The sequence below is a fragment of the Streptomyces sp. M-16 genome (assembly GCF_052114405.1).
Lineage (GTDB): Bacteria > Actinomycetota > Actinomycetes > Streptomycetales > Streptomycetaceae > Streptomyces.
Window position 1 is genome coordinate 68,218 of sequence record NZ_JBFRER010000010.1, and the last position, 13,705, is coordinate 81,922.

Genomic DNA, 13,705 nt, shown 5'->3' on the forward strand with positions numbered 1-13,705 from the left:
GGCGGAGGCGGGGCGACCCCTCTCCCGACCGCCGCCGGGCCGGGCCGGCCGCCCTCAGGCGACGGTCAGGACGATCTTGCCGGTGGTGCGGCCCCGCTCGCCGATCTCGTGGGCCTTGGCGGCCTCCTCCAGCGGCAGCACCGTGTCGATCAGCGGCTTGAGCAGACCCCGCTCGACCAGGGCCGCGATCTCCTCCAGCCCCTTCAGGTCCGGCTCCACCAGGACCCAGGAGGCGTGCACGCCCCGCGGGTCGGCCGGGACCCCGTCCGGGCCGGGCAGGGTCACCAGGTGCCCGCCGGGCTTGAGCACCTTCAGCGAGCGCTCCCCGTGGTCCCCGCCGATGGCGTCGATGACGACGTCCACGTCCGCGACCGCGTCCTCGAAGTCGGTGGTGCGGTAATCGATCACCTCGTCGGCGCCGAGTCCGCGCAGCAGCTCGTGCTTGCCGGCGCTCGCGGTGCCGATCACGTACGCGCCCCGGGCCTTCGCGATCTGCACGGCGAGGTGACCGACCCCGCCGGCCGCGGCGTGCACCAGGACGCGCTGCCCGGCCGAAACCCGTGCGGTGTCCACCAGCGCCTGCCAGGCGGTCAGCGCGGCCAGCGGCAGGGCCGCCGCCTCCACGTGGCTCAGCGAGGCCGGCTTGCGGGCGAGGTGCCGGGCGGGGGCGGTCACGTACTCGGCGTACGCGCCGGCCTGCTGCGGGAAGCGGGGCATCCCGTACACCTCGTCGCCCACCCGGTACAGGGTCACGCCCGGTCCGACGGCCTCCACGGTGCCCGACACGTCCCAGCCGACCGCCGGAACCGGGCCCCAGGGGATCAGGCCGCCGCTCTCGCGGGTCTTCCAGTCCACCGGGTTCACCCCCGCCGCGCGGACCCGGACGAGCACCTCGCCCATGCCGGGCTCGGGACGCTCGGCCTCGGTCTCGACGAGGACCTCGGGTCCGCCCCACTTGCTCACGACGACGGCGCGCATGAAATGTCTCCTTGCTGGGTTTCCGTGCCGGTATCACCGGCTGACGGGTCCACTCTGGCCGCTCCCCCGACCGCACGGTATTGGCCGTCCGGCCACCATGTGACAGGATCTGGCCATGCATCGTGTCGCCGTACTCGCCCTCGAAGGCGTCCCCCCGTTCGAGCTCGGCATCCCCTCCCGGGTCTTCGGCAACGCCCGCRACGAGGCCGGGAACCCGCTCTACGAGCTCACCGTCTGCACCGCCGACGGACAGCCCGTGACCAGCGACGCGGGCTTCACCATCGGCGTCTCGGCGGGCCCCGAGGCCCTCGCCGCGGCGGACACCGTGATCGTCCCGCCCACCCACGCCATGGACGAGCTCGCACACGGCGCGCCCCTGTCGCAGGCGCTCGTCGACGCCCTCGCCGCGATCCGGCCCGGCACCCGGCTGGTCTCCCTCTGCACCGGCTCCTACGTCCTCGCCGCCGCCGGTCTGCTCGACGGCCGGCCCGCCACCACGCACTGGCTGCACGCCCCCGAGTTCCAGCGGGGCTTCCCGCGCGTCCGGCTCGACGAGGAGGTCCTCTTCGTCGACGACGGCGACATCCTCACCTCGGCGGGCGTGGCCGCGGGCGTCGACCTCTGCCTCTACATGATCCGCCAGGATCACGGCACGGCCGTGGCCAACCGCGCCGCCCGGCTGTGCGTCGTACCGCCCTGGCGCGACGGCGGCCAGGCCCAGTACATCGACCGGCCCGTCCCCGAACCCACCGTCGCCACCACCACCGCCACCCGCGCCTGGGCCCTGGAACGCCTCGCCGAGCCGGTCACCCTCGCCGAGCTGGCCGCCCACGCCCGGATGAGCCTGCGCACCTTCACCCGGCGGTTCCGCGACGAGGTCGGCATGACCCCGGTCCAGTGGCTCACCGCCCAGCGCCTGGAAGCGGCCCGCCACCTGCTGGAGTCCAGCGACCTGCCCGTCGACCTGGTCGCCCACCGCTCCGGCTTCGGCTCCGCCAACTCCCTGCGCCAGCACATGAGGGCCGCCCTCGGCGTCTCCCCGATCGCCTACCGGCGCACCTTCCAGCCCGCCTCGGCATGACCCCGGAGGTAATCGCCGCAGCGCCCGCCCCCTGACACGATCGGTGCAACGGCCCGGAACCCACCGGCCGTACGACAGGGGAGACCGACATGACCGCCTATGCCATCGGCCACATCCGCCCCGGGACCATGAACCAGGACGTCCTCCGCTACATCGAGGGGATCCAGGCCACCATGGACCCCTTCGGAGGCCGCTTCCTCGTCCACGGCCGGGAGGTCGAAGTGAAGGAGGGCCCCTGGCCCGGCACGGTCGTCGTCATCGCCTTCCCCGACATCGAGCGGGCCCGCGCCTGGTACGACTCGCCCGCCTACCGGGCCATCCTCCCGCTGCGCACCACCCACATCGAGGGCGAGGTCATCCTCGTCGAGGGCGTCCCCGCCGGCTACGACGCCTCCAGGACGGCCGCCTCCCTGCGCGCGACCGCCGGACCCTGACCGCTCCCGGGACGGCGTCGGCGACCGGGGCGGCGCACCGGGCGGACCCCGGCCCCCAAGGGGTGCGAGCATGGTCCGTATGGCTACTCACCTGATCACCGGTGCCGGATCCGGCATCGGCGCCGCCGTCGCCGCCCGCCTGCACGCCCGCGGCGACGACCTCGTCCTGCTCGCCCGCGACGCCGCCCGCGCCCGGCAGCTCGTCGAGCGCTACCCCGGCGCGCGGACCCTGGTGGGCGACCTCGCCGATCCCGACCGGCTGTCCTGGGCCTTCTCCAAGCAGCCGGTCCCCGAGCGGATCGACTCCCTCCTGCACATCGCCGGCATCGTCGACCTCGGACCCGTCGCGGAGCTGCGCCCCAAGACCTGGCACCAGCAGCTCAACGTCAACCTGATCGCCCCCGCCGAGGTGACCCGGCTGCTGCTGCCCACCCTGCGGGCCTCCAAGGCCACCGTCGTCTTCGTGAACTCAGGCGCCGGCCTCACCGCCCACGCGGACTGGAGCGCCTACGCCGCCTCCAAGCACGGCCTCAAGGCCCTCGCCGACTCCCTGCGCGCCGAGGAGAAGCCGAACGGCATCCGCGTCACCTCCGTCTACCCGGGCCGCACGGCCAGCCCGATGCAGGCCAAGGTGCACTCCCAGGAGGGCAAGGAGTACGACCCCGCGCACTGGATCGACCCCGAGTCGGTGGCGACCACCGTCGTCATGGCCGTGGACCTCCCGCGCGACGCCGAGGTCAACGACCTGAGCGTCAGGCCCGGCCGATGACCGCGAACGCCACCGGCGTCGGCTCGCTGCCCGGCGGCGACGCCCGCGAGGCCGCCAAGACCGTCACCGGGTCCTTCGAGGAGTTCCCCTACCTCGCCGAACTGCCCGCACGCGGACCCGGCGCGGACATGATCGGCCGCTCCCTCGGCCTCCTCGTCGACCTGTACGCCCACGTCGAGCCGAGCGGCTGGCGGATCAGCGACCGGCCGGGCCGCGACACCCGGCGCGCCCGTTCCTGGCTCGGCGAGGACCTCGACGCCCTGGAGGAGTTCACCCAGGGCTACACCGGGCGGCTCAAGGTCCAGGCCGTCGGCCCGTGGACGCTGGCCGCCGCCCTGGAACTGCACGGCGGCGAGGCCATGCTCCAGGACCCCGGAGCCTGCCGGGACCTCGCCGGATCCCTCGCCGAGGGCCTGCGCGACCACCTGGCCGACGTGCGCAAGCGGATCCCGGGCGCCGAGATCGTCCTCCAGTACGACGAGCCCTCGCTCACCGCCGTCCTGCTCGGCCGGGTCCGTTCCGCCAGCGGCTACCGCACCTACCGGGCCGTCGACCGGCAGGTCGTCGAATCCGCCCTGCGGGACCTGTTCGCCGTCCACGACGGGGAGGTGATCGTGCACTCCTGCGCCCCCGAGGTCCCCTTCGGCCTGCTGCGGCGGGCGGGCGCCACGGGCGTGTCGTTCGATTTCTCGTTGCTCACCGAGCGCGAGGACGACGCCATCGGGGAGGCCGTCGAAGGCGGTGTGAAACTCTTCGCCGGAGTGGTGCCGGGCACCGACGGCCCGTTGTCGGACCCGGGCGGTAGCGTCATGGGTGTCAGGAAGCTTTGGCGCAGGCTGGGGCTGGCCCCGGGGACTCTCGCCGAGTCCGTCGTGGTCACCCCCTCGTGCGGTCTGGCGGGCGCTTCGCCCGCGTACGCCCGCGCGGTGCAGGCCCATTGCGTCAGGGCGGCGAGGTCGCTCGCCGACAACCCTGAGTGACGGTCGAGACGGGCCACGGGAGGACACGGCATGGCAGCCGAACAGCAGGACACGGCGGTACCGACGGCGGTGCGTGAACAGCACGCGCTGCTCGCCGAGCAGGTCGAGGAGCACCGCTTCCGGTACTACGTCAACGACCAGCCGGTCGTCAGCGACGCCGAGTTCGACCGGCTGCTGCGCGCGCTGGAGGCCCTGGAGGAGCAGTACCCCGAGCTGCGCACCCCCGACTCGCCCACCCAGAAGGTGGCCGGGGCGTACGAGACGGACTTCGCCTCCGTCGAGCACCGCCAGCGGATGCTCTCCCTCGACAACGCCTTCGACGACGAGGAACTGGCCGCCTGGGCCGAGCGCGTGGCCCGCGACGTCAACACCCCGGACTTCCACTACCTGTGCGAGCTCAAGGTGGACGGCCTCGCCGTCAACCTCACCTACGAGAACGGCCGCCTGACCCGGGCCGCCACCCGCGGCGACGGCCGCACCGGTGAGGACATCACGCCCAACGTCCGCACCATCGCCGAGATCCCGGACCGGCTGAAGGGCGACCGGATCCCGGCCCTCGTCGAGATCCGCGGTGAGGTCTTCTTCCCGATGGAGAAGTTCGAGGAGCTCAACGCCCGGCTCGTGGAGGCCGAGGGCAAGCCCTTCGCCAACCCGCGCAACGCGGCCGCCGGTTCGCTGCGCCAGAAGGACCCGAAGGTCACCGCGAGCCGCCCGCTGCACATGGTGGTGCACGGCATCGGCGCCCGCGAGGGCTTCGGGATCGAGCGCCAGTCCCAGGCGTACGAGCTGCTCCACGCATGGGGCCTGCCCACCGCCCGGCACAACAAGGTCGTCTCCTCGCTCGCCGAAGTCCGCGATTTCATCGCGCACTTCGGCGAGAACCGGCACTCGGTGGAACACGAGATCGACGGAGTGGTCGTCAAGCTCGACGAGATCGCCCTCCAGGGCCGGCTCGGCTCCACCGCCCGCGCACCGCGCTGGGCGATCGCCTGGAAGTACGCCCCCGAAGAGGTCAACACCAAGCTGATCGACATCAAGGTCGGGGTCGGCCGCACCGGGCGCGTGACCCCGTACGCGCAGGTGGAGCCGGTCACGGTGGCGGGCTCCGAGGTGGAGTTCGCGACCCTGCACAACCAGGAGGTCGTCAAGGCCAAGGGCGTGCTCATCGGGGACACCGTCGTGCTCCGCAAGGCGGGCGACGTCATCCCCGAGATCCTGGGCCCGGTGGTGGACCTGCGCGACGGCAGCGAGCGGGAGTTCGTGATGCCCGCGCAGTGCCCCGAGTGCGGGACGGCGCTGCGGCCGATGAAGGAGGGGGACATCGACGTCCGCTGCCCCAACGGGCAGTCGTGCCCCGCGCAGTTGCGCGAGCGGCTCTACTACCTCGCCGGCAGACAGAGCCTGGACATCGAGAACTTCGGGATCGTCGCGGCGGCCGCGCTCACCGGCCCGCTGGAGCCCGCAGAGCCGCCGCTGCGCGACGAGGGCGACCTCTTCGGCCTCACCATCGAGCAGCTGCTGCCCATCAAGGCGTACGTCCTCGACCAGGACAGCGGGCTGCCCAAGCGGGATCCGAAGACGGGCGAGGAGAAGATCGTCACGGTCTTCGCCAACCAGAAGGGCGAGCCGAAGAAGAACGCCCTGGCCATGCTGGAGAACATCGCGGCGGCCAAGCAGCGCCCGCTCGCCCGCATCATCAACGGCCTGTCGATCCGGCACGTCGGCCCGGTCGCGGCGGAGGCCCTGGCCCGGGAGTTCCGGTCGATCGAGCGCATCGAGCAGGCCACCGAGGAGGAGCTGACCGCCACCGAGGGCGTCGGGGCGATCATCGCCGCCTCCCTCAAGGAGTGGTTCGCCGTCGAGTGGCACCAGGAGATCCTGCGCAAGTGGCGGGAGGCCGGTGTCCGCATGGAAGAGGAAGGTTCCGCCGAGGAGGAGGGCCCGCGTCCGCTGGAGGGGCTGACCGTGGTCGTCACCGGCACTTTGCAGAGCCACACCCGGGACGGCGCCAAGGAGGCCCTGCAGAGCCGGGGCGCCAAGGTGACCGGATCGGTGTCGAAGAAGACCTCCTTCGTCGTGGTCGGGGACAACCCCGGCTCCAAGTACGACAAGGCGATGCAGCTCAAGCTGCCCGTCCTGGACGACGCCGGCTTCGCCGTCCTGCTGGAGCGGGGACCGGACGCGGCCCGCGAGGCGGCGCTGCCGATCGAGGGCGAGGGCGCGGCGGGGGAGTAGCCCGAACGGGAATCACCCGCAGGGAGTGGCGAAGGCGAACGGATGCGTGGCGTGCGGCCGTACGGGCGGGCGCACGCCCGGCGCGGAGTCCGGTGGTAAACGGCCGGTACAGGGCTGGTCCTGGGGCGGTGAGCTGTCGGATCATCGGATGGGTGAGCCGGGGGTCCTGGTCCAAACTCACCTGTTCGGCGGATACCGTACTGATGAGGATGGCCGGGTCGCATTCGGGCAACCACCGCCGACAGCTGCCCCTGGGAGCCTCTCGCGTCCTACTGTTGTGGGGTGCGCCTGTCGTGCACGGCTGCCTGATGCGCTTCCGGCCGTGATGGCATGACATCGGGGCCATCGCGTGACATCGGCATCGCCGGCTGTGAGAGGGACGGGCATGAAACCCACCGAAAGCGCCGACCCGTCACCTGAATTCGGCGGGGACATCCCGCCCATGCGGGCGGGCCGGCTCGGTGTCCTGGGGGCCAGGACACCGGAGACCCGTGCCCTCGACAACGGACCGGGCGGCGGGACGGGGCAGGGGCGGCGGCGCACCGTGCTGCCCCTCGTCGTCGTGGGCCTGTCCGCCGTCGTGCTCCTCGGCGGCATCGCCCTGGCGCTGACCGACCGTCAGGCGCTGTTCCCCGGAGGCACGGTCGGCTGGGCGCTGGCCCTGCTCACGGGCATCATCGTCGGCCACCTCGTGGCACTGGGCCGGGACCGCTGGTGGGGCGGCACCGGGTCGGGCGCGGCCCTGACCCTGGGCGTGCTCATCCTCTACGGGTGGATCCCGGCCGGACTCGTCTCGCTCGCGGTGGTCTCCCTGGTCGGCGCCGCCCGCCGGCACCGCTGGCGCCAGGGCCTGCTGCACGGCTCCGTCGACATCCTCGGCATCGGCGCGGGAGCCCTCGTCCTGGCCTCCTTCGGCGACGCTCCGACGGTCGGGGAGCCCTGGTCGCCCACCACCTGGGACCTCGCGGCCGTCCCCGAGGTGGTCCTGGTCGCCGTCTCCTACCTGCTCGTCACCCGGGTCCTGCTGTGGTTCGCGCTGACCCCGCGCGGCGGCGGGCTGCCCACCGTGGCCCGGACCGCCCTGATCCGGCAGGCGCTCGTCGCCGCGGCCCTGCTCGGCATCGCCCCGCTGATCTGCGTGGTCGCCAGTACCCAGCCGGTGCTGCTGCCGCTGTTCGCGGTACCGCTCATCGCCCTCGACTCCACCCTGTGGATCGCCCGGGCCCGCGCCGAGGAACAGCTGCGCGACCCGCTGACCGGGCTGCCGAACCGGCAGTGGCTGCTGGAGCGGGCCTGGTCCGCGCTGGACGAGGCCGAACGGCTGGGCACCCGGTCGGCCCTGGTGCTGATCGACCTGGACCGCTTCCGCGCCGTCAACGACACCCTCGGCCATCTGGCGGGGGACCGGCTGCTGCTCCAGATCGCCGACCGGCTGCGCCAGGCCCTCCCGCCCGACGCGGAGGCGGCCCGGCTCGGCGGCGACGAGTTCGCCGTCCTGCTGCCCTTCGCGGACTCCACCACCAGCGCCCAGCGGGTCGCCYGCCATCTGGTCGCCGAGCTCAGCTCCCCCCTCGACCTGGACGGCCTCACCCTCGTCCTGGAGGCCAGCGCCGGTCTCGCCGTCTTCCCCGACCACGCGCTGGACGCGGAGGGGCTGCTGCGGCGGGCCGACGTGGCCATGTACCAGGCCAAGCGCGACCGCACCGGGGTGGAGGTCTACGAGTCCAAGCGCGACAGCAACACCCCCGACCGGCTCGGCCTCCTCGGCGACCTGCGGCGGGCCCTGGACGCCGGCGAGGTGGAACTCCACTACCAGCCGAAGGTCCGCTTCGACGGGCAGGTGGCCGGGCTGGAGGCCCTCGTCCGCTGGGTGCACCCGGAGCGGGGAAGGGTCTCGCCCGACGAGTTCATCGCGATCGCCGAGACCTCCGGACTGATGCCGCACCTGACGGAGTACGTCCTGGAGACCGCCCTCGCGCAGGTCGCGCGCTGGCGGGCGCAGGGCCTGAAGGTCCCGGTCGCCGTCAACGTCTCCCCGCGCGACGTCCACACCCCGGGCTTCGCCGGAGCGGTGGCGGCGCGCCTGGCCCGGCACGGGGTCCCGGCGAGCGGCCTCCAGCTGGAGATAACGGAGCACGTGCTGCTGGAGGACCCCCAGCGGGCGGCCGACACCATGGCCGGGCTGACCGGCCACGGGGTGAAGATGTCCCTGGACGACTTCGGCACCGGCTACTCCTCGCTCGTGCACCTGCGCCGGCTCCCGGTGAGCGAGCTGAAGATCGACCGGTCCTTCGTCGCCCGGCTGGCGGTGGACGCGCAGGACGCGGAGATCGTGCGGTGCACGGTGGACCTGGCGCACTCCCTGGGGCTGCTGGTCGTCGCCGAGGGCGTGGAGGACGACGAGACCTGGGAACGCCTGCGGGACCTGGGCTGCGACGCCGTCCAGGGCTGGCTGGTCGCCGCCGCCATGCCTCCCCAGGAGGCGACGGCCTGGCTGCTGGCGCGCGGCGAACGCGGCTGGCGCCGCCCGGCCGACATCACGGCGGAACTCGCCGCCGCGGCCGCCGCCGAAACCCCTACCAGCGCTCCCTGACGGAGTCCGCCCGGGCCCCCGGACCGTCGCCGGGCGGTCCGCGCCGACCCGGGGACGGGAATGTGATGCGATTCCGGGCGGTGGCGCCCTCTAGGATTGGGCGTACGCCCAGAACTCCAACCCCAGAGGATCGCTGCATGCCTGGCATCACGCGCGAGGAGGTCGTCCACCTCGCTCGGCTGGCACGTCTGGAGCTGTCCGGCGAAGAGCTCGACCACTTCGCAGGACAGCTCGACGACATCATCGGCGCGGTCGCCCGCGTTTCCGAGGTCGCCGACCAAGACGTCCCGCCGACCTCCCACCCGCTGCCGCTGACGAACGTCATGCGCGCGGACGAGGTCCGTCCGTCGCTCACCCCCGAGCAGGCGCTTTCCGGCGCTCCCGCCCAGGAGCAGCAGCGTTTCAAGGTGCCGCAGATCCTGGGGGAGGACTAACAGTCATGATCGACATCATCAAGCTCACGGCCGCGCAGACCGCCGAGAAGATCGCCTCCGGCGAGCTCACGGCCGTCGAGGTCACCGAGGCCCACCTGGCCCGGATCGAGGCGACCGACGAGAAGGTCCACGCCTTCCTGCACGTCGACCGCGAGGGCGCCCTCGCGCAGGCCCGCGCCGTCGACGCCAAGAAGGCCGCCGGCGAGGCGCTCGGCCCGCTGGCCGGCGTCCCGCTCGCGCTCAAGGACATCTTCACCACCGTCGGTGTCCCGACCACCGTCGGTTCGAAGATCCTCGAAGGCTGGATCCCGCCGTACGACGCCACCCTGACGCGCAAGCTGAAGGAAGCCGACGTCGTCATCCTCGGCAAGACCAACATGGACGAGTTCGCCATGGGGTCCTCCACGGAGAACAGCGCCTACGGCCCCACCGGCAACCCCTGGGACCTCACCCGGATCCCCGGCGGCTCCGGCGGCGGCAGCGCCGCGGCCCTCGCCGCGTTCCAGGCCCCGCTCGCCATCGGCACGGACACCGGCGGTTCCATCCGCCAGCCCGCCGCCGTCACCGGCACCGTCGGTGTCAAGCCCACCTACGGCGGCGTCTCCCGCTACGGCATGGTGGCCTTCTCCTCCTCCCTGGACCAGGGCGGGCCCTGCGCCCGTACGGTCCTGGACGCGGCGCTGCTCCACGAGGTCATCGCCGGCCACGACCCGCTCGACTCCACCTCCATCGACGCCCCGGTCCCGCCGGTCGTCGAGGCGGCCCGCAACGGCTCCGTCGCCGGCATGCGCGTCGGTGTGGTCAAGCAGTTCGCCGGTGAGGGCTACCAGGCCGGCGTCGTCCAGCGCTTCAACGAGTCGGTGGAGCTCCTCAAGGAGCTCGGCGCCGAGATCGTCGAGCTGGACTGCCCGTCGTTCGACCTCGCGATGGCCGCGTACTACCTGATCGCGCCGTCCGAGTGCTCCTCGAACCTCGCCCGCTTCGACGCCATGCGCTACGGCCTGCGCGTCGGCGACGACGGCACCAGGTCCGCCGAGGACGTCACCGCCCTGACCCGCGAGGCCGGCTTCGGCGACGAGGTCAAGCGCCGCGTCATCCTCGGCACGTACGCGCTCAGCTCCGGCTACTACGACGCGTACTACGGCTCCGCCCAGAAGGTCCGCACGCTCATCACGAAGGACTTCGAGAAGTCCTTCGAGCAGGTCGACGTGATCGTCTCCCCGACGACCCCGACCACCGCCTTCGCCATCGGTGAGCGCACCGACGACCCGCTGGCGATGTACCTCGCGGACCTGTGCACCATCCCGACCAACCTGGCCGGCAACTCCGCCATGTCGCTCCCCTGCGGCCTGGCACCGGAGGACGGTCTCCCGGTCGGACTGCAGATCATCGCCCCCGCGATGAAGGACGACCGGCTCTACAAGGTCGGTGCCGCCGTCGAGGCCGCCTTCGTCGAGCGCTGGGGGCACCCGCTGCTTGAGGAGGCACCGTCGCTGTGAGTTCAAGTGCGCTGTCCAAGGCCAAGGGCTTCAAGAAGTCCAAGTCCGGTACGTACCTGTCGATCGGCACCACCGCGTTCGGTGCCATCAGCGTGATCAAGCAGGCCAGGAAGGCCCGCTCCGAGCACGACACGCTGAAGCTGGTCGACGCCGTCGTGTCCGCCGCCGCCATCGTCACCGGTCTCGCGATCCTGTACCGCGAGCTGAAGCGCCTGGGCGACGACGACGTCCTGCTGGGCTGAGAGGGAAGTTTCACCGTGACCACCTTCACCGAACTGCTGTCGTACGAAGACGCCCTCGCGTCGTACGACCCCGTCATGGGCCTCGAAGTCCATGTCGAGCTCGGCACCAAGACCAAGATGTTCTGCGGCTGCTCGACCGAGCTGGGCGCCGAGCCCAACTCGCAGACCTGCCCCACCTGCCTCGGTCTGCCCGGCTCGCTCCCGGTCGTCAACGCGATCGGCGTCGAGTCGGCCATCAAGATCGGTCTCGCGCTGAACTGCGAGATCGCCGAGTGGTGCCGCTTCGCCCGGAAGAACTACTTCTACCCGGACATGCCGAAGAACTTCCAGACCTCCCAGTACGACGAGCCGATCGCCTTCAACGGCTTCCTCGACGTACAGCTGGAGGACGGCGAGATCTTCCGCGTGGAGATCGAGCGCGCCCACATGGAGGAGGACACCGGCAAGTCGCTGCACGTCGGTGGTGCCACCGGCCGCATCCACGGCGCGTCGCACTCCCTGCTGGACTACAACCGCGCCGGTATCCCGCTCATCGAGATCGTCACCAAGCCGATCGAGGGCGCGGGCGAGCGCGCCCCCGAGGTCGCCAAGGCGTACGTGGCCGAGCTGCGCGAGGTCATCAAGGCGCTCGGCGTCTCCGAGGCCCGCATGGACAAGGGCCAGATGCGCTGCGACGTGAACCTGTCGCTGCGCCCGACCCCCGAGTCCGAGTTCGGCACCCGCAGCGAGACGAAGAACGTCAACTCGCTGCGCTCCGTCGAGCGTGCGGCGCGCTTCGAGATCCAGCGCCACGCGGCCGTGCTGTCGTCCGGCGGCACCATCGTGCAGGAGACCCGGCACTTCCACGAGGAGGACGGCTCCACCACGGCCGGCCGCATCAAGGACAACGCCGAGGACTACCGGTACTTCCCGGAGCCCGACCTCGTCCCCGTCGCCCCGGCCCGTGACTGGGTCGAGGAGCTGCGCGGCGGCCTGCCCGAGATGCCGCGCGTGCGCCGCAACCGGCTCCGCGAGGAGTGGGGCGTCAGCGAGCACGACATGCAGTCCATCCTCAACGCGGGCGCGGTCGACTCCATCGTCGCCACCATCGAGGCGGGCGCCGACTCGGCCGCCGCGCGCAAGTGGTGGATGGGCGAGCTGGCCCGCAACGCCAACGAGCAGGGCGTCGTCGTCGACGAGCTGCCGATCACCCCGGCCCAGGTGGCCCGGGTCGCGGCCCTGGTCGCGGCCGGCGACCTGAACGACAAGCTGGCCCGTCAGGTCATCGAGGGCGTCCTCGCCGGCGAGGGCACCCCGGACGAGGTCGTCGAGAAGCGCGGCCTGAAGGTCGTCTCGGACGAGGGCGCGCTCGGCGCGGCCGTGGACGAGGCCATCGCGGGCAACGCGGCCATCGCCGACAAGATCCGTGGCGGCAAGATCGCAGCCGTCGGCGCCCTGGTCGGCGCGGTCATGAAGACCACCCGCGGCCAGGCCGACGCGGCCCGCGTCAAGGAGCTCATCCTGGAGCGCCTGGGCGTCTCCGAGGGCTGAGCCCCCGGATCGCTTCACGGGGCAGTGGCCCGCACCGGATTCCGGTGCGGGCCACTGCGCTTTTCCGCCGACGCACCGGGGCCGGCCGGGCTGCCCGCGGTGCACGCCGCAGTCCATCCGTCGCCGCGCGAGGCGGGCGTCCGTGGAGGCGGCTCGCGGTACGACGTCCGGATCGAGCACCATGACGTACGGGTCCTGCCGGTCTGGCGGTCGGCGGGCGGTGGGGCCGAGACGGCGTACGGGGGGATGCGGGTGGAGATCGGTGCGATGGTCATCGCGGTCGCGGGTGTGGCCGGGACCCTCGGCGGGGCGCTGCTCACGCAGCGGGGCTCGGAGCGGGCGAAGCGCCGGGAGATAGAACTCGTACGCGGGCACGAGGAGGTGCGCGAAAGTCTGACGCTGCGGCGCGGCTGTTACGCGACCCTCAACCGGGACGCCCGGCAGTTCACCACCGCCCTCAACCGCCACCTGCACGTGATGCGGGATCGCGGCGTCGAGGACGCGGACCGGGACGCGCTCGAAGCGGCGAAGTCCGCGCACCGGGACAGCTACTCCGAAGCGCAGATGATCGCCCCGGACGCGGTGCTGGAGCGCGCGTCCGCCGTCAACCGGGCCCTGAACGCCGTCTACGGGCAGGTCAAGCGCCTGGAGCGGGAGGCCCCGGAGGCGGGCGAGACGATGGCGACGGTCTCCCGGGCCCAACACGACCTCTGGGAGCTGACCCGCGAGATGCGCGCAGCCATGCGCGCCGACGTCGGGGTCTCCTCCGGCTGAAGGCCCCTGGGGGAGGCCGGCCGGTGGAGCCGGACTTCGGGGCGATCCCCTCCAGCGGGACCTGGCCGACGCCGTGCCGGGCGCGCGGTACGTGGGACCGCCCACCGGGCACCTCCCCTGCGCCGAGCGCCCGGCCCCATGGGCCTCGCCGGTCAA

Annotated in this window: 12 protein-coding genes; 11 read left to right on the forward strand and 1 reads right to left on the reverse strand. The window is 72.5% G+C overall.

The features are described 5' to 3' along the window. Positions 1-54: 54 nt before the first annotated feature. Positions 55-978, reverse strand: coding sequence for an NADP-dependent oxidoreductase (locus tag AB4039_RS07610; protein WP_266842443.1), 924 nt, complete (start codon positions 976-978; stop codon positions 55-57). A 115-nt stretch (positions 979-1,093) separates the two neighbouring features. Between AB4039_RS07610 and AB4039_RS07615 the strand changes: the two genes are divergently transcribed. The 11 genes from AB4039_RS07615 to AB4039_RS07665 all read left to right on the forward strand — a co-directional run bounded on the left by AB4039_RS07615 (position 1,094) and on the right by AB4039_RS07665 (position 13,549). Then, positions 1,094-2,059, forward strand: coding sequence for a GlxA family transcriptional regulator (locus tag AB4039_RS07615; protein ID WP_442270331.1), 966 nt, complete (start codon positions 1,094-1,096; stop codon positions 2,057-2,059). Between the two features lie 89 nt (positions 2,060-2,148). Continuing rightward, complete coding sequence (locus tag AB4039_RS07620) at positions 2,149-2,493, forward strand: DUF1330 domain-containing protein (protein WP_442270332.1); 345 nt, start codon at positions 2,149-2,151, stop codon at positions 2,491-2,493. Positions 2,494-2,572: 79 nt separating this feature from the next. Then, entirely contained in the window at positions 2,573-3,262 is a 690-nt protein-coding gene (locus AB4039_RS07625; RefSeq protein WP_266842449.1) for an SDR family oxidoreductase, read from the forward strand. Next, positions 3,259-4,242, forward strand: a complete 984-nt coding sequence (locus tag AB4039_RS07630) for a methionine synthase (protein WP_266842451.1) — start codon at positions 3,259-3,261, stop codon at positions 4,240-4,242. The genes AB4039_RS07625 and AB4039_RS07630 overlap by 4 nt, the downstream gene beginning before the upstream one ends. Before the next feature lie 30 nt (positions 4,243-4,272). Further along, positions 4,273-6,477, forward strand: a complete 2,205-nt coding sequence (gene ligA, locus AB4039_RS07635; protein ID WP_442270333.1) for an NAD-dependent DNA ligase LigA — start codon at positions 4,273-4,275, stop codon at positions 6,475-6,477. A gap of 385 nt (positions 6,478-6,862) precedes the next feature. Continuing rightward, positions 6,863-9,070 (forward strand): putative bifunctional diguanylate cyclase/phosphodiesterase, encoded by a 2,208-nt coding sequence (locus AB4039_RS07640; protein WP_442270334.1) that lies wholly within the window; start codon positions 6,863-6,865, stop codon positions 9,068-9,070. A gap of 137 nt (positions 9,071-9,207) precedes the next feature. Continuing rightward, on the forward strand, positions 9,208-9,504 hold the full coding sequence (gene gatC, locus AB4039_RS07645; RefSeq protein WP_266842456.1) for an Asp-tRNA(Asn)/Glu-tRNA(Gln) amidotransferase subunit GatC: 297 nt from the start codon (positions 9,208-9,210) through the stop codon (positions 9,502-9,504). Positions 9,505-9,509: 5 nt separating this feature from the next. Further along, complete coding sequence (gene gatA / locus AB4039_RS07650) at positions 9,510-11,003, forward strand: Asp-tRNA(Asn)/Glu-tRNA(Gln) amidotransferase subunit GatA (protein WP_266842458.1); 1,494 nt, start codon at positions 9,510-9,512, stop codon at positions 11,001-11,003. Next, positions 11,000-11,245 carry a hypothetical protein gene (locus AB4039_RS07655; protein WP_266842460.1) on the forward strand — a complete coding sequence of 82 codons (246 nt, stop codon included), beginning with the start codon at positions 11,000-11,002 and terminating at the stop codon, positions 11,243-11,245. Before gatA ends, AB4039_RS07655 begins: the two co-directional genes overlap by 4 nt. Positions 11,246-11,260: 15 nt before the next feature. Continuing rightward, positions 11,261-12,775, forward strand: coding sequence for an Asp-tRNA(Asn)/Glu-tRNA(Gln) amidotransferase subunit GatB (gene gatB / locus AB4039_RS07660; RefSeq protein ID WP_266842461.1), 1,515 nt, complete (start codon positions 11,261-11,263; stop codon positions 12,773-12,775). 99 nt (positions 12,776-12,874) lie between these two features. Then, positions 12,875-13,549, forward strand: a complete 675-nt coding sequence (locus AB4039_RS07665) for a hypothetical protein (protein ID WP_442270335.1) — start codon at positions 12,875-12,877, stop codon at positions 13,547-13,549. Positions 13,550-13,705 lie beyond the last annotated feature (156 nt).